Genomic DNA, 15291 nt, shown 5'->3' on the forward strand with positions numbered 1-15291 from the left:
GACTTTTAATTCTACTCATTTAGATGCTATAATTTATAAAAACTTGCGTCATTTATTGTTTTTATAATAAATTTCTAATATTTCTTGTAATTTTTTCTTTGCTCGAAAGAGTAAAGACTCTACAGAGGATACACTTTTTTCTGTAATATCGCTAATTTCTTGATAACTCATCCCATCCACCTTACTCAGTGTAAACACCACCTTCTGAGCTTCTGGTAATTGATTTATAGCTTTGAAGAGGGTTTCACTTTTCTCCTTGTTTTCCAACAACACTCCTGGATGGTTCATTTCCGTAAAATATTTAGTACTATCCGCAGGAATATCATTCCCTATAATAGATTGCAAAAATGCAAAACGTTTTTTGGTACTTTTTTTTCTAATGAATTCCAAAGATTTATTGGTTGCTATTCGGTATATCCAAGTGGATAATTTAGAATTCCCTTTAAATCTACTTATGGAATTAAAAACCTCAACAAAAACCTCTTGTGCAATATCTTCAGCATCTTCTTTATTAGGCACAAACGAGATACAAGTTGAAAACACCTTTTGCTGATAGTCATCAATTAATTGACTAAAAGCATGCTGTTTGCCTTGCCGTAACTCTTCTATAAACTGCTCCTCTTGCAATACGTAAATGTTAAAAAATATGTCTTAATTAATAAATTTTGACTGTAGTTTACTTCTTTTTATTCCGTTTATTATAATTTTTATCACCTCTGGTTTTTGGCTTTTTGTATTTTGCTGCAATCTTATATTGATAAGAACCACCTTGATTGGTTTTTTTATTTTTCTCTGACTTTTCATGAAAACCAGACCCTAATGTTTCATCTCTTTTTTTTAGCTGATTTTTAGGCTCGTCCGTTTTTGGTTGTTCTGCGGGTATTAACCGTTTGGAGATCTCTATGCTTTCAGGAAATGGAATTTCTTCAATCTTCATCTGCATTAAATCTTCAATAGCGTTTTTATATTCCTGTTCTCTTTCCGTATAAAATAAAATACTTTCTCCCTTCTTTTCTGCACGCCCAGTTCTACCAATACGATGCATATAATTTTCAGGAAAATTAGGTGTATCAAAATTGATTACATGAGAAATTTCATTTAAATCAAGTCCACGTGCCATTACATCTGTTGTGACTAATATTCTATTGACACCTTGATCAAACTGTTTCATAGACCGTAATCTATAATTTTGAGTTTTATTAGAATGGATGATACACAGATCGTTATTGTATGTTTCGTCCAACGCTTCAAATAACCGATCTGCATTTCTTTTATTAGAAACAAAGACCAGTACTTTTTTAAAAGTTGTGGCGTCTTTTAATAAATCAATTAACAAATTTGCTTTGGTATAAAAATTTGGAACCAGATAGCAACTCTGTGTAATATTTTCTAGTGGAGTTCCACTTAACGCCACCGTTATTTTTACTGGGGCAACAAAAAAGTCAGTAATTAACTGGTCAACATCATCTGTCATTGTTGCAGAAAACATGATGTTCTGGCGATTAACTGGTAATAAATCAAACAAATTAGTCAACTGAAATCGGAAACCCAAATCAAGCATAACATCAACCTCATCTATCACTAATTTTTTAATAGATTTTAATTGTAATGCTCTACTCAATACCAAATCATATAAGCGTCCAGGTGTAGCGACAATAATGTCATACCCTTGATCTAACATTGCTTTTTGCGTATTGATATTGCTTCCTCCATAAAGACCTATAACTCTATTGTTAAGGTATTTTCCAAACTTATTAATCTCCTCAACAACTTGAACCACCAATTCTCGCGTAGGCACTAACACCAATACTCTTGGATGTTTTTCTTCAGAAAATTTAAGCTGTTGCAAAATAGGTAGCATGTAAGCCAACGTCTTACCCGTACCTGTTTGAGCAATTCCTATAACATTTTTACCTGAAGCGATAACAGGAAATGCCTCTGATTGAATAGGAGTTGGCGTTGTAAACCCCAAATCATCAATAGCATACCCTAACTGTTTAGAAATCTTAAAATCATCAAAAGTTTCCATCATTATAAAATTTTATGCAAAAGTAAGGTATTGAGACCATCTTGACTACTTTCTTTTTTTAAGATAAGTTTCTTGTTAAAACACTTCATACAATGGCCTACCTAAAGATATGGTAACAAACATGGTCTGGTCTATAAATTTTCACCTTTGCAAATTAAAAAAGCCATCCCAATAATTGAGATGGCTTTTTAAGATTATTTATTAGTTTATTTATTCGATTACAGTTTCTTCTATTTCTGTTTCCTCTATCTCTTCTTTTTGAACTGTAAAATTAGTACGTCTATTTAATTGATGCTCTGCACTAGAACATCTAACTCCATCAGCACATTTATTAGTCAATTGAGATTCACCTAAGCCTTCGTAAGTAAGTCTACTTGGATCAATTCCTTTAGCTATCATATACTCAACTGTAGATTTCGCTCTACGTTCAGATAGTTTTTGGTTGTATCCTTTTGGACCTCTAGAATCCGTATGAGAAGCTGAATGAATTCTTAAATCTGGGTATTTATTTAATACCTCAACAACTTTATCTAATTCTTCTGCTGCATCTGGACGAATGTTATGCTTATCAAAGTCGAAATAAATTACATTGATATTCACTAACACTTCATCACCTACTAATTTAAATTCAGGCTCTAAATCAACATTCTGTACTATTGCTGGAGCATTTAAATCATTAACAGTACTTACTTCTAGGTCTAATTTTAAATAGCCATCATTCACAGTGACTATGGTATACTCACTATCACAAGGTACATCAAAAGTATACTCGGCAGTATCTTCAGTGGCTGCTGTCATTTGTAACTGGTTGCCGTCACTATCTAAAATAGATACTAAAGCACCTGGTAATAACTCTTGCGTTACTTTATCTCTCACAACACCTTTAACCGTTTGTAAACATTCTATAAAAAGTTTTTCATCAACTTTAAAAGAATAAATATCATCATCTCCTTTACCTTCTTTTCTATTTGAAGAAAAATAACCTTGCGTTTCATCTCTTAAGATATAGGCAAAATCATCTTTAGGACTATTCAATGGCTCTCCTAAATTAATGGGTTCAGATATCGTATGGTCATAGATTTTACTAGCAAACAAATCTAAGTTACCGAAACCTGCATGTCCATTTGAAGAGAAGTATAAAACATTATCTCCATCTATATGAGGAAACATTTCACGTTCTTCTGTATTCACTTCTGAACCTAAATTTTCAGGTTCGCTATAGGTGCCATCTTCATTAACATCAACAACCCAAATATCTGTTTTACCAATTGAACCTGGCCGGTCAGACACAAAATATAATTTTTTCTCATCTACAGTTAAACTAGGCAAACCCGTTTGAAACTCATCAGAATTAAAATCTAATTTTTTAACATCTGTCCAAGCCCCATCAACACCAACTGATGCCTTGTAGAGTTGAATATTATCAATTCCTTTTGAACTTTTTACAGATTTTCCTTTTGCGTCATAATTATTTGCAGAAAAATATACTGTTTTTAAATCTTTCGTAAATGTAACAGAAGCTTCATGTTGCTTTCTATTTACATCTCCACGTAAACTCTTTTTGTTAATAATTTGACCTGTACTGTCAATATCTCCAACAAATAAGTCTAAATAAGGTTGGTCATTTCCATCCCAATTTCTTCGAATAATTGCAACTTTCTCAGTAGGAGAAGCAAAAACCACACGGTCATTACCATAAAAATTAAGTCCAAAATCTGAATTTTTTGTATTCACTTTTAATAACCTAATACTATGTTTTCCAGGCGTTGATTGTGCCATCATTAAAAAGGAGCAAAGCAATAAACTTAACGTAAATATTTTTTTCATATCTTTTTTTTTCTTGTAAGTATATTTTATAATTCCACCATTATAAGTTCTGAATTTTTAGGGGATAAATTCTAAAAAAGAGTCAGATTTCAAAAAACAAATTTAACAAATAAAATTTAACACATATTATATCATGGTTACCTTTTGTTAAATTATAACCAAAACTATCATAAAACACTGACAACATACTATTTAAGTAATATTATTTTTCTTAAAAATTTCTATAATTTTTCTTCAATTTTAGCTTTTTCTCTAAATTCTAGTCCATTATAATCCAATTTCCAACCAAAAGTACTTACCATTTGCTCTATAATTTTAACAGTTTCTAGAGCTTTTGAAGTTGCCGATACTAGCAATTCACTTTCTGGTATTTTATTCTCAATATTGATTTTTACTTTTTTATTAAGGTCACTTAAATCTTTTGCTGCAAACTTATTAAAATAACCATGCTTTACATCGTAATATTGTATATCTGTTTCAATACTCAAAATTTCCGGCTCAGGAAAATGTTCAAGAATTAACTTTTTCTTTTCAGGCTTTGATTGTAACCGAATTTTTTTCATATCAAACCCTATTAACACCTTTGCATTGGCAAGTACAATGGCCTTCTTTTTACTGTTTACCAAATTCAACAGCACCCCTTTGACATCTTCAAAATGCATAATTTCAGAAAAATCACCTTCTACCGTAATCATTTTAGATACATTTCTTATTTTTTCTAATAGCACAACGGATTGCTCTTCCGATTTATTTTTAAAAAATCGTTTACTAAATAGCAACACAACTATTCCTAAAAATAGTATTCCAATAAGTACTCCTAATATAAAATCCATACACTATTTTATTTTTTTCTACAGTATTTAACTGCATCGAATATTGAAAATCGGCTTATTTTTTAATAGCTCTCAACATTTCTCTTTTACCTGGAGGGCCAGGCAATCTTTCTACCACAAAACCAACTTCTTGCATTGCTCTTCTAACACTTCCTTTAGCAGCATACGTTACCAATATTCCATTCTTTTTTAGAGCATTATACATTTTCTGAAACATTATCGCCGTCCAATGCTCAGGTTGTACTCTTGCACCAAATGCATCGTAATAGATTAAATTAAAACGATTTTCATCGTCAATAGCATCAAAAAACTGCTCTCTTTTCGTTAAACTAAATTTACTTGATAGCTGATGTTCTTTTTCCCATGGGATGGTATGCATTTCATCAAAAATGTTTTTTTCATTTTCAACTTTTAATTCAGAAACATAATTTAGCTTAATAATATCTTCATTTTCAACAGGATACGCTTCTACTCCAACATAATCTATGTTGCGTACCGATTTTTTCGATTCTAAATAGGTAATAAAAGCGTTTAAACCTGTGCCAAAGCCAATTTCTAAAATGGAAATACTATCTGTTAAAGCAACTTCATTATACCCTTTATCAATAAATACGTGATAGGCTTCCTGAATAGCACCGTGTTTTGAATGGTACTGCTCATTCCAATCTGGCAAATGGATTGTAGTAGACCCATCTGAGGTAATCATTATTTCTCTCTTCAAACTAATTGATTATAAGTTTCTTTATCTTAGGAATGGGACCTGTACAACGTGTTTGATGACAAGCAATACAACTATTTACCGATTGATTAAAGTAATACGCCGTAGAATCAGATTTTGTTGTATATGTTGCTTTTTGAAATTTCACAAATTGAACTGCCAAACTATCAAATTCAGAATCGCGTTCATCTGGATCAGTCATTATAGCATTGTGAATTTTCACAAACTCTTCTGGAAACGCTGATAACGTTTCTCTATTTATTATTTGAGCCTTTGTCAATTTATTAAACTCATACATTTGTCGCATTAACAAGGCCATTTCAGATGGCTGATACATTTTCATTTCAGGCTCTACTTTATCTTCCTTTAAGGGATTATTACATGCTGCCAATAACAAAATAGAAAGTACAATAAAGAATGATTTATGCATTATAAATTTGAACATTGAAATAAGAATAAGTAGTTAAACCTATATACTTAATTAGGGTTTTAACAAAACACCATCAGCTTCGAAAGCATAAGTGAATTTTGGCTCCGTAATTTTTGCAATTTCTTCTTCTGTTTTACCAGCATCTTTCGCAAAATGTTGTAATTCTTCTACTGAAGTCTCTGTAACATAAGCCCTACCATTTACAATAACATCTTTTTTATCTGCATCTAAAGGTACAAAAAAGCCATAGTCTTTAAAACGAACCATAGATTCTTTAGCATCACCTAAATCCAATTTCATCCAACACCCTTTTGCTTTACAAACTTCATTAATATTTGATGCAAATTTTACAGCAACGGTATCTCCCGCCTTCAAGTTTTCAAACTTTGTTGCCATTTCTTCTTTTGAAATAACATTTTCGTCCGTAATTTTTTCTCCAAAAGAAGCGTATTCAATCTTTGCTTGTACCTTATCTTCACCTTCTTTTTTCTCCTCTTTACAGGCTACCATAGCCAAAAAACATGTCAACAATACTAATTTTCGCATAATGTGTATAATTTTTATACAAAAATATAGTTTTAAACTTAATTTTAGGCAAGAATCGCTACTTTTGTTACCTAAATAGAGCGTTATGAGTACAGCAACTACTTTAAATATGAACATAGAAAAAACTAAAAAATCTAAACTTCCACAAGTTGATTTTAACAATTTACCATTTGGTCAAACTTTTTCAGATCATATGTTTGTTTGCGATTATAAAGACGGAAAATGGCAAACACCTCAAATTATACCTTATCAGAATATTAGCTTAGACCCTGCTGCAAAAATTTTCCATTACGGACAATCAGTGTTTGAAGGTATGAAAGCCTATAAGGACGAGAAAGATCAGATCTGGTTATTTAGACCTTTAGAAAATCAAAAACGTATTAATATCTCTTCTGAACGTTTGGCAATGCCTGCATTTCCTGAAAATTATTTTATGGAAGGGCTAGAGACCTTATTAAAAATTGAAAAAGACTGGATTCCTCAAACACCAGGAAGCTCATTATATATTAGACCCTTTATTTTTGCTACTGGTGCCGGATTGCATGCTTCACCATCAACTGAATACAAGTTTATGATAGCTTGTGCACCTTCTGGAGCTTATTTTGCAGGAAATGTAAAAGTATTAATTGAAGAAAAGTATTCTCGTTCTGCAAATGGCGGCGTGGGTTTTGCCAAAGCTGGAGGAAATTATGCGGGTCAGTTTTACCCTACACAATTAGCCGTTGAAAAAGGTTACCATCAGGTAATTTGGACCGATGACAATACACATGAGTTTATTGAAGAAGCTGGTGCCATGAACATTTTTGTTAGAATTGGAGATACTTTAATTACGAGCCCAACTAGCGACAGAATCTTAGATGGTATTACTAGAAAAAGTATCTTAAAAATAGCAGAAGACGAAGGTATACCTGTTGAAGTACGAAAATTTACCGTTTCTGAATTAACGGAAGCTTCCAAAAATGGAACGTTAAAAGAAATGTTTGGAGCAGGAACAGCTGCTGTTATTTCGCCAATTTCATTATTTGGTCATAGAGGAAAAGACTATGAATTACCAGAAATTGAAAACAGCTATGCGGCACGGTTTAAAAAACGCATTACGGACATTCAATACAATAGAGCTGAAGACAAATTTGGCTGGAGACATCTTGTCAAATAGACATTAGAATAAAATAAAAAAAAGGGTGAAATTTCTGTTCAATAGAAATTTTACCCTTTTTTATTTACATGTTAGATTAAAATCCGTTTTACTTTTTATCTAAAATCTCTGCGATATTTGGTTTAAAATAATTGGGACCTTTTAAAACCTTGCCATCTTCACGATAAATAGGCTTTCCATCTTCACCCAATTTACTCATATTACTGCGTTGTATTTCATTAAATACTTCTTCAATTTTATGTTGCATACCATGTTCTATAATGGTGCCACATAATATATACAACATATCGCCCAAAGCATCTGCAACTTCCACTAAATCGTTACTTTCAGCAGCTTCTAAATACTCATTATTCTCTTCGTCCATTAAGTTAAAACGCAGTTTTATTTTATCTGGCGATAAGTTGGCTATAGGTTTATGTTCAACCCCCAAACCAAAGGCTTCGTGAAATTCTTTGACAGCTTTTATTTTATCTTGCATTATTGTTCTATTTTTGTAGGGATAAATATAAGAGAAAAATGTTTAGTAAAGGACAAGCTGTTTTTGGGATATTATTTGCAATAGCTTTTATCATTTTTATAGCATGGAGCTATAGAAAAGACTTAAAACTGCATAAACTCTATTATAAAAATGTTTGGGTTGTGGGATTTGCAATAATTGCTGTAATTGCTATTTTTGGTGTATTAACTTTTATGTTACACGGTAATTAGATCTAAATCTCCTTTACCGAAATAATTTTAACCGGACAGGCTTCTTTTGCCTTTATATTACTTTCAAAAATAGAATGGTCTGGCGACTTTAACGTAAAAAAGCCCTTTTTCTCAACACCTTGAAGCAATACTGATTTCCCATCTTTTTTTGACATCTGAAACTGACTGGGAGCAAGCTCCACACAATAATTACATCCTATACATTTAGCCCTTTGAAGTGTTACAATTACCATAACCTATTAAGCTTGAGCAAATTCAGTTGCTACAATTTTATATAATTTATCTGAGGGTCTAATCCTAAACGCTAAAGGTATAGTAACAGAATCTCCTTTAGTAGCCGTAGTTCCATTTTGATCATTGATAAACATTTCATCAATTTTCATTTCTTGAGCTCCGGTTGTTGGCCCGGTAATTAAAATAGTATCTCCAACAGAAATGTCATACGCTTCTACCTTAAACTCTCCAATGTTAGCTTTAGGAAAATAGTGCATCCCTTTACCTACATATACTTTTTTCTGTGTAGCATGAGACCCAGAACCCGTACTCCATTCCCCCAATTTTTGACCCAAATAATAACCATTCCAAAACCCACGGTTATACACTTTTTCCAATGCCTGCATCCAACCTATTACTTTATCTTTGTCATAGGTGTCATTAGCCAAACTATCAATAGCGTCTCTATAACATTTTATTACATTAGCTACATATTCAGGTGCTCTACCTCTACCTTCAATCTTTAGCACTTTAATACCCGCATCTGCTACTTGATCTAAAAAATCAATGGTACATAAATCTTTAGGAGACATAATGTATTCGTTATCCAACTCCATTTCAAAGCCTGTTTCTTGATCAATAACCGTATACTTTTTTCTGCAATTTTGCTTGCAAGCTCCTCTATTAGCACTTGAATTGTACGAATGCAAACTCATATAACATTTACCAGAAACTGCCATACATAAAGCTCCATGTCCGAAAATTTCTATTTCAATCAACCTCCCTGAAGGACCTTTTATTTGCTCTTTTTCAATTTGTTCTGTAATCTTTTTTACTTGACGTAAACTTAGCTCTCTACTCAATACAATGGTATCAGCGAATAAAGCATAAAACTTAACTGTTTCTATATTGGTTACATTTATTTGCGTAGAAATGTGCACTTCCATACCAATAGTTCTCGCTACTGAAATCACGGCCTGATCCATCGCTATAACGGCAGTAATATTTGCCTCTTTCGCTTTGGTTATTAAGGTTTTTACAATCGATAAATCGTGATCGTAAATAATTGTATTTAAGGTCAAATAGGTACGAATTCCTTTTTTACTACATCGGCTAGAAATTTCTTCTAAATCATCTAATGTAAAATTAATAGAGGCTCTAGCTCTCATGTTCAACTGCTCCACGCCAAAATAAACGGAATCAGCACCATTATCAATGGCAGCTTGCAACGATTCAAAATTTCCGGCAGGAGCCATTAATTCAATTTTCTGCATGGCTTTATTTTTTAAACTTTAATACTTCAGACCTTCCTTTTTTAAAGATTTTATTGCTGTTATGTGTTCCTTTACGCAATGCTTTTTGCTCTTCGAAAGGTAAATTATGTACCTCTTGACATGCTACAGAACAGCAACCTTGCATTTTTTCGTTACAAGCATCACATTGTATAAATAACAAGTGACACGCTTCATTTTCGCAGTTTACATGGGTGTCGCATGGGGTACCACATTGATGGCAATTGGCAATAACATCTTCAGAAATTTTTTCTGCCCTACGGTGGTCAAAAACAAAGTTTTTACCGACAAATTTATTCTCTAACTTCTCTTCATTTACCTGTCGTACATACTCAATGATTCCACCTTCCAATTGAAACACATTTTTAAACCCTTTGTGTTTATAATAGGCACTGGCTTTTTCGCAACGGATTCCTCCGGTGCAGTACATTAACAAATTTTTATCTTCTTTGTGTTCTTTTAAATCTTCTTCAATAATATCTAAAGAATCTCTAAACGTATCTACATCAGGGGTAACGGCTCCATCAAAATGACCAATTTCACTTTCGTAATGGTTTCGCATATCTACACAAACCGTATTTGGATCTGCCAACAATTCATTAAACTCCTTGGCTTTTAAATGCACACCTATATTGGTAACATCAAACGTATCGTCGTTTAATCCATCAGCTACAATTTTATCTCGTACTTTTACTTTTAGCTTTAAAAAGGATTTGTTGTCTTGCTCTACAGCAATATTTAAACGGACATTTTCTAAAAACGGAATGGCGTCTAACTTTGTTTTAAATTCATTAAAATTATCGGCGGGTACCGAAAGCTGAGCATTTATACCTTCATTTGCTACATAAATACGACCAAGAACATCTTGTTCGTTCCATAACACAAATAAATGGTTTCTAAATAAAGTGGGATTACCAATTTTGGAATATGCGTAGAAAGACAATGTTAATCGCTGCTTACCTGCTTGCTCAATTAACGTTGCTCTTTCTTTAGCACTTAATGTATTGTACAGTTGCATGCTATACTAATTTTTTAACTGTTAAAGAAAATTCAAAATGAATACCATTTTTGTATTGAAATGATATATGCTGCAAAAGTAAAGGTTTTAGCTCTTTTCTGAAGTAAAATTCAACATTTTAATCTAATTTGATAAAAATTGAACTTTTACAACATTAATTTTTAATAGTGATAAACTTTTTATGACCTTTGCATTATAATAATAAAATTATAGAATATGAGAATTGCAGTTGTAGGTGCTACCGGAATGGTAGGTAATGTAATGCTAAAGTCATTAGAAGAACGGAACTTTCCGTTAACGGAGTTGATTCCTGTTGCTTCTGAAAGATCAGTGGGTAAAAAGGTAACCTTTAAAGATAAGGAATATACCATTGTAAGTTTACAAGATGCCGTTGATATGCAACCTGACATCGCCTTATTTTCTGCTGGTGGAGATACTTCATTAGAATGGGCTCCAAAATTTGCTGCTGTAGGTACCACTGTAGTTGACAATTCTTCAGCTTGGCGGATGGATGCTACTAAAAAATTAATTGTACCAGAAATTAATGCAGATACTTTAACTGAAGACGATAAAATTATTGCAAACCCCAATTGTTCTACCATACAAATGGTAGTAGCCTTGGCTCCGTTGCATAAAAAATATGGAATTAAACGTTTGGTAATTTCTACCTACCAATCAATTACAGGTACTGGTGTAAAAGCGGTACAACAATTGGAAAATGAATATAAGGGTGAAAAAGGCGACATGGCGTACCACTACCCTATTCATAGAAATGCAATACCCCATTGTGATGTTTTTGAAGATAATGGCTACACCAAAGAAGAAATGAAGTTGGTACGCGAAACTCAAAAAATATTAAATGACAATACTATCGCTGTTACTGCAACAGCTGTAAGAATACCTGTTGTTGGGGGCCATAGCGAATGTGTAAATATTGAATTTGAAAATGAATTTGATGTTTCTGAATTACGTAAATTATTAAGCCAATCGCCAGGAGTTACGGTACAAGACAATTTAGACACTAACACGTACCCAATGCCTATTTACGCACATGGTAAAGATGATGTTTTTGTAGGTAGAATTAGAAGAGATTTATCGCAACCTAAGACTTTAAATATGTGGATTGTTTCTGACAATTTACGTAAAGGTGCGGCGACAAATACCATACAAATTGCGGAGTACTTAATGGAACATAATTTAGTAAACACGAAAGTAGTTTCTTAATTTCTTTTTACTCAAACTACACTTAAAACCGTCTAAACTTAATTTAGACGGTTTTTTATTTTACAGTGGCATAGTCGTTTTTAACGGTTAACAAACGTTTAATAATGTTTGATTAAATGAAAATACCAATAACAGCAATACCTACAGCCTATTTAATTTAATATTATTACATTTACGGACATAACTGATATATAGGTAATGGTACATATATACTCTTGTTGGGCTACATTAACACCAACCGTTAACCAATGATAAAATTCTTTAGGAAAATTAGACAGAAACTGCTTAGTGAAAATAAATTCAGTAAATATCTGATTTATGCAATCGGAGAAATTATTCTGGTAGTTATTGGGATTTTAATTGCTCTAGGTATAAATAATTTGAACCAAAACAGGATTGCTGAAAATGAAGAAGTCGCAATTCTAAAAGCGATGAAAACAGATTTTTCGGAAACCCAAAACAGAACTAAAGCGACAATCAAAAATCAAGAAACCGTCGTGAAATTTTGCTACAAATTACAAATGACAATGAATGAACAAAAAGATATTGATTCTATTGGAGAATATATTTATCGTGGAGCAATATCATACTGGAGAGTAGAACCAGTTAATGGAACTTATGATGGATTGATTGGCTCTGGTAAAACTGACATTATCAAAGACCAAAAATTAAAAAGTTTACTTGCAGAGTTTTCTGCAGAAATCAAATATGGTTTTGAAGATGAAGATTTTTGTTTAGATTTGACATCTTCATTGGTAGATAAATCGAGTAGTTATGCTGCATACTTGGAACCTGAAAGAGATAGAAAACGTAATGGTTTAAACAAACCAATAACTGAAGAGGAAAGAAATAGTGCAATTATTAGACATCTCAAAAATGATTCGTTTTTAGGTGTTTTGGTAACAAAATCTGATTTAGAAAAGAATAGATTGGAATATCAAAAAAATATTTTAAAGTTTGTTGAAAATATTATAGTACAAATTGAATCCGAATTAATAAAGAAAGAATAACAAAGAACTGAGTTAAAAAAGAAGTAAATTCTCCTTATTTTTAAATATTAAAATTCTGAGCCTATAAAAGTATATTTAATGTTTTGATAGGCTTTTTTGTTGCTATTTACGTTTGAATTATTTTAAATTGAACACAAAATTAGCATCATATGGTAACCCTGATTTAGCTATGGAAAAAGCATGTTTTAATAATTTATTATTCACGGCAATTAATGCTAGTTTTTTACTCTTATCTATGGCTACTACGCTACTTAATTATCTGTTTATAGCCTACTTGCAAAAATATTAGAGGATTTTCTATTTGTTATTTATTTACTAAATTAGGTGCTTAAACACAGAACAAAGCATATTCAAACTCGTTGCCAATAATTTAAAAAAATGTTTTCAATAGAATTTATAGAAGCAAAATATTTTATGGAAAATTATAATGTTTCCTTATATTCCATTATTCTATTGGATGATGAGTCAAATTTTTCTGTCAATTTTGTAAAATATAAAACGAAACAAAAGTCTATTTTATTCCTTTCTCCTTATCAAAATTTAAAATGGCACGGTTCTACTTCTTCAAAAGTTAAATTACTACAATTTCACGGAGATTTTTATTGTATTGAATATCACAAAAAAGAAGTTGCTTGTAATGGATTATTATTTAATAATATTTATTTACAACCTTATATTTCCCTCAATAATATTAAATTTCAAGAAATACTCCAACTAATAGATAAAATGGAAAAAGAAGTCGAAGCCAATAAACGGTTTTCAAAATCTATTCTAAAGTCTTACTTACAGCTTATATTAGCAATTTGTAGCAGTGAAAAAGATGATCAACTAGGGAACAGACTTACACAACAAACTAGTAGCAATGCGTTATTTATATTTCAAGAATTATTAGAACTACATTTTCATAAAGAGCGAAATTCTTCATTCTATGCCAATAAATTATCTATGTCCCTTTCTTCATTTAGCAAAAAAATAAAATTCCAATTTGGAAAAACACCAACGCAAATCATTCAGGAGCGTGTTATTTTAGAAGCTAAAAAATTATTACACTTAACTTTCAAAACCGTGAAAGAAGTTGCGATAGAACTAAATTTTGATGACGAATTTTATTTTAGTCGCTATTTTAAAAAAGAAGTTGGATTATCTCCCACTCATTTCCGTGAGAAAGTAGGTATTTCGGTAGTGGCAAAATAATCCATTGTTCATCCGCTTAAATCCATTCTTTAGCTTATTCTTAATTTATAGTTTTGTTTTCAAACAATTATAATTATGAATAACTTACTTATTTTTTTAATAAACAGTCAAACTAATTTTATTAACTTTATTCGTTTTTCCATTTTCATAGTGATGATTTGGATTGGAGGTCTTAAGGCTTATCAATACGAAGCAGATGGAATCGTTCCTTTCGTAACAAATAGTCCTTTTATGAGCTTCTTTTATAAAAACGCTGACAAAACAGTCATCAACGAAGAGGGTAAAGTCGTTAAAGAATACGTATTACACAAAAACTCAGAGGGTAAAATGGTAGAGAAAAATATAGAATGGCATAAATTAAATAATACATATACCTTCTCTTATGGATTAGGAAGTGTTATTGTTATTATAGGGTTTTTAACATTTTTGGGAATTTGGTTTCCAAAAATCGGGATCTGGGGTGGATTGTTAACATTTGGAATGTCTATTGTTACATTAACCTTCCTAATGAGCACACCAGAAGTATATGTTCCAAATTTAGGAGGTGATATTCCTACTCCTCAATATGGATTTCCATATCTATCTGGGGCAGGAAGACTGGTTTTAAAAGATATTATTATGATGGCAGCTGGATTAATAATTGCATCTGACTGTGCAAAAAAAATAAAAAATACTGGCCATAATACTGACAACTAACTTTAAAGCTTATTTTAATAAAACAAATATATCCAAATAGACCTTGATAATTTATAATTGATAGTACTTAATAGAAATGACATCACACAAATAATGGCGAAAACACTTAAAGGCGACAAATCAATAAAATACCAAAATACCACAAGACTTGTTATCATTTGTGCTACAGCAAGTGCATAACTCACAAACATAGCTCCAACAAAGAAACCAGTTTCTCTTTCAAACTTATAATCACACTCAGGACATCTATCGTTCATTTTCGGAATTTTCAACAATAAAAGGTTCCCGCCATTTATAAAAATTTTTCCTTTTTTACAATTCGGACACTTACAATTCAATGCATCAATAACTTTACTCATCACAAAATGTTTTATAACGCAAAATTAAGACAGTAAAT

General features: G+C 31.7%; 18 protein-coding genes and 1 pseudogene. 6 read left to right on the plus strand and 13 right to left on the minus strand.

What is annotated here, in order from left to right:
• Positions 1-48 precede the first annotated feature (48 nt).
• The 7 genes from JBL43_RS04065 to JBL43_RS04095 form a co-directional block, all read right to left on the minus strand.
• Positions 49-627 carry an RNA polymerase sigma factor gene (locus tag JBL43_RS04065; protein ID WP_198840202.1) on the minus strand — a complete coding sequence of 193 codons (579 nt, stop codon included), beginning with the start codon at positions 625-627 and terminating at the stop codon, positions 49-51.
• A 49-nt stretch (positions 628-676) separates the two neighbouring features.
• Entirely contained in the window at positions 677-2029 is a 1353-nt protein-coding gene (locus JBL43_RS04070; RefSeq protein ID WP_198840540.1) for a DEAD/DEAH box helicase, read from the minus strand.
• Positions 2030-2239: 210 nt separating this feature from the next.
• Positions 2240-3856: an OmpA family protein gene (locus tag JBL43_RS04075; RefSeq protein WP_198840203.1), complete on the minus strand. Its 1617-nt coding sequence runs from the start codon at positions 3854-3856 to the stop codon at positions 2240-2242.
• 221 nt (positions 3857-4077) lie between these two features.
• Complete coding sequence (locus JBL43_RS04080; protein ID WP_198840204.1) at positions 4078-4689, minus strand: DUF4230 domain-containing protein; 612 nt, start codon at positions 4687-4689, stop codon at positions 4078-4080.
• Positions 4690-4744: 55 nt separating this feature from the next.
• Entirely contained in the window at positions 4745-5410 is a 666-nt protein-coding gene (gene mnmC2 / locus JBL43_RS04085; RefSeq protein ID WP_198840205.1) for a tRNA (5-methylaminomethyl-2-thiouridine)(34)-methyltransferase MnmC2, read from the minus strand.
• 1 nt (position 5411) lies between these two features.
• Entirely contained in the window at positions 5412-5852 is a 441-nt protein-coding gene (locus JBL43_RS04090) for a hypothetical protein (protein ID WP_198840206.1), read from the minus strand.
• Between the two features lie 36 nt (positions 5853-5888).
• Positions 5889-6383: a DUF4920 domain-containing protein gene (locus JBL43_RS04095; RefSeq protein WP_198840207.1), complete on the minus strand. Its 495-nt coding sequence runs from the start codon at positions 6381-6383 to the stop codon at positions 5889-5891.
• Between the two features lie 85 nt (positions 6384-6468).
• Between JBL43_RS04095 and JBL43_RS04100 the strand changes: the two genes are divergently transcribed.
• Positions 6469-7539, plus strand: coding sequence for a branched-chain amino acid aminotransferase (locus JBL43_RS04100; RefSeq protein ID WP_198840208.1), 1071 nt, complete (start codon positions 6469-6471; stop codon positions 7537-7539).
• An 88-nt stretch (positions 7540-7627) separates the two neighbouring features.
• Here the strand turns inward: JBL43_RS04100 and JBL43_RS04105 are convergent, their stop codons facing one another.
• Positions 7628-8017 carry a pyrophosphohydrolase domain-containing protein gene (locus JBL43_RS04105; protein ID WP_117881338.1) on the minus strand — a complete coding sequence of 130 codons (390 nt, stop codon included), beginning with the start codon at positions 8015-8017 and terminating at the stop codon, positions 7628-7630.
• A gap of 38 nt (positions 8018-8055) precedes the next feature.
• Between JBL43_RS04105 and JBL43_RS04110 the strand changes: the two genes are divergently transcribed.
• Complete coding sequence (locus JBL43_RS04110) at positions 8056-8247, plus strand: hypothetical protein (protein ID WP_117881340.1); 192 nt, start codon at positions 8056-8058, stop codon at positions 8245-8247.
• Between the two features lie 2 nt (positions 8248-8249).
• Here the strand turns inward: JBL43_RS04110 and JBL43_RS04115 are convergent, their stop codons facing one another.
• From JBL43_RS04115 to trhO, 3 genes are read right to left on the minus strand one after another with little or no spacing between them, the layout of a single operon-like run.
• Positions 8250-8480 carry a ferredoxin gene (locus tag JBL43_RS04115; RefSeq protein ID WP_198840209.1) on the minus strand — a complete coding sequence of 77 codons (231 nt, stop codon included), beginning with the start codon at positions 8478-8480 and terminating at the stop codon, positions 8250-8252.
• A 6-nt stretch (positions 8481-8486) separates the two neighbouring features.
• On the minus strand, positions 8487-9734 hold the full coding sequence (locus JBL43_RS04120) for a peptidase U32 family protein (RefSeq protein ID WP_198840210.1): 1248 nt from the start codon (positions 9732-9734) through the stop codon (positions 8487-8489).
• A gap of 4 nt (positions 9735-9738) precedes the next feature.
• Positions 9739-10770, minus strand: coding sequence for an oxygen-dependent tRNA uridine(34) hydroxylase TrhO (gene trhO / locus JBL43_RS04125; RefSeq protein ID WP_198840211.1), 1032 nt, complete (start codon positions 10768-10770; stop codon positions 9739-9741).
• A gap of 216 nt (positions 10771-10986) precedes the next feature.
• On the opposite strand from trhO, the gene JBL43_RS04130 reads away from it, so the two are divergent.
• Entirely contained in the window at positions 10987-11994 is a 1008-nt protein-coding gene (locus JBL43_RS04130; RefSeq protein ID WP_198840212.1) for an aspartate-semialdehyde dehydrogenase, read from the plus strand.
• Positions 11995-12242: 248 nt separating this feature from the next.
• Entirely contained in the window at positions 12243-13004 is a 762-nt protein-coding gene (locus tag JBL43_RS04135; RefSeq protein ID WP_198840559.1) for a DUF6090 family protein, read from the plus strand.
• A 117-nt stretch (positions 13005-13121) separates the two neighbouring features.
• Here JBL43_RS04135 and JBL43_RS20215 read toward each other — a convergent pair.
• Positions 13122-13250: pseudogene (locus JBL43_RS20215) on the minus strand (IS110 family transposase); the annotation flags it as partial.
• Between the two features lie 132 nt (positions 13251-13382).
• Between JBL43_RS20215 and JBL43_RS04145 the strand changes: the two are divergent.
• Both JBL43_RS04145 and JBL43_RS04150 read left to right on the plus strand, forming a co-directional pair.
• A complete protein-coding gene (locus JBL43_RS04145) occupies positions 13383-14198 on the plus strand; it encodes a helix-turn-helix domain-containing protein (protein ID WP_233098686.1) in 816 nt (271 codons plus the stop codon).
• Between the two features lie 75 nt (positions 14199-14273).
• Complete coding sequence (locus JBL43_RS04150; RefSeq protein WP_198840214.1) at positions 14274-14894, plus strand: DUF417 family protein; 621 nt, start codon at positions 14274-14276, stop codon at positions 14892-14894.
• A gap of 14 nt (positions 14895-14908) precedes the next feature.
• Here JBL43_RS04150 and JBL43_RS04155 read toward each other — a convergent pair whose 3' ends face one another.
• Complete coding sequence (locus tag JBL43_RS04155; RefSeq protein ID WP_198840215.1) at positions 14909-15253, minus strand: DUF983 domain-containing protein; 345 nt, start codon at positions 15251-15253, stop codon at positions 14909-14911.
• Between the last annotated feature and the right edge of the window lie 38 nt (positions 15254-15291).

Source organism: Aureibaculum flavum (genome assembly GCF_016406085.1).
GTDB classification, from domain to species: domain Bacteria; phylum Bacteroidota; class Bacteroidia; order Flavobacteriales; family Flavobacteriaceae; genus Aureibaculum; species Aureibaculum flavum.

Excerpts from the sequence above, each read along its gene's own strand:
- JBL43_RS04070 (WP_198840540.1), bottom strand. The coding sequence starts at position 2,029 with ATGGAAACTTTTGATGATTTTAAGATTTCTAAACAGTTAGGGTATGCT.
- JBL43_RS04075 (WP_198840203.1), bottom strand. The coding sequence starts at position 3,856 with ATGAAAAAAATATTTACGTTAAGTTTATTGCTTTGCTCCTTTTTAATG.
- JBL43_RS04080 (WP_198840204.1), bottom strand. The coding sequence starts at position 4,689 with ATGGATTTTATATTAGGAGTACTTATTGGAATACTATTTTTAGGAATA.
- JBL43_RS04090 (WP_198840206.1), bottom strand. The coding sequence starts at position 5,852 with ATGTTCAAATTTATAATGCATAAATCATTCTTTATTGTACTTTCTATT.
- JBL43_RS04095 (WP_198840207.1), bottom strand. The coding sequence starts at position 6,383 with ATGCGAAAATTAGTATTGTTGACATGTTTTTTGGCTATGGTAGCCTGT.
- JBL43_RS04100 (WP_198840208.1), top strand. The coding sequence starts at position 6,469 with ATGAGTACAGCAACTACTTTAAATATGAACATAGAAAAAACTAAAAAA.
- JBL43_RS04105 (WP_117881338.1), bottom strand. The coding sequence starts at position 8,017 with ATGCAAGATAAAATAAAAGCTGTCAAAGAATTTCACGAAGCCTTTGGT.
- JBL43_RS04110 (WP_117881340.1), top strand. The coding sequence starts at position 8,056 with ATGTTTAGTAAAGGACAAGCTGTTTTTGGGATATTATTTGCAATAGCT.
- JBL43_RS04115 (WP_198840209.1), bottom strand. The coding sequence starts at position 8,480 with ATGGTAATTGTAACACTTCAAAGGGCTAAATGTATAGGATGTAATTAT.
- JBL43_RS04120 (WP_198840210.1), bottom strand. The coding sequence starts at position 9,734 with ATGCAGAAAATTGAATTAATGGCTCCTGCCGGAAATTTTGAATCGTTG.
- trhO (WP_198840211.1), bottom strand. The coding sequence starts at position 10,770 with ATGCAACTGTACAATACATTAAGTGCTAAAGAAAGAGCAACGTTAATT.
- JBL43_RS04130 (WP_198840212.1), top strand. The coding sequence starts at position 10,987 with ATGAGAATTGCAGTTGTAGGTGCTACCGGAATGGTAGGTAATGTAATG.
- JBL43_RS04135 (WP_198840559.1), top strand. The coding sequence starts at position 12,243 with ATGATAAAATTCTTTAGGAAAATTAGACAGAAACTGCTTAGTGAAAAT.
- JBL43_RS04145 (WP_233098686.1), top strand. The coding sequence starts at position 13,383 with ATGTTTTCAATAGAATTTATAGAAGCAAAATATTTTATGGAAAATTAT.
- JBL43_RS04150 (WP_198840214.1), top strand. The coding sequence starts at position 14,274 with ATGAATAACTTACTTATTTTTTTAATAAACAGTCAAACTAATTTTATT.
- JBL43_RS04155 (WP_198840215.1), bottom strand. The coding sequence starts at position 15,253 with ATGAGTAAAGTTATTGATGCATTGAATTGTAAGTGTCCGAATTGTAAA.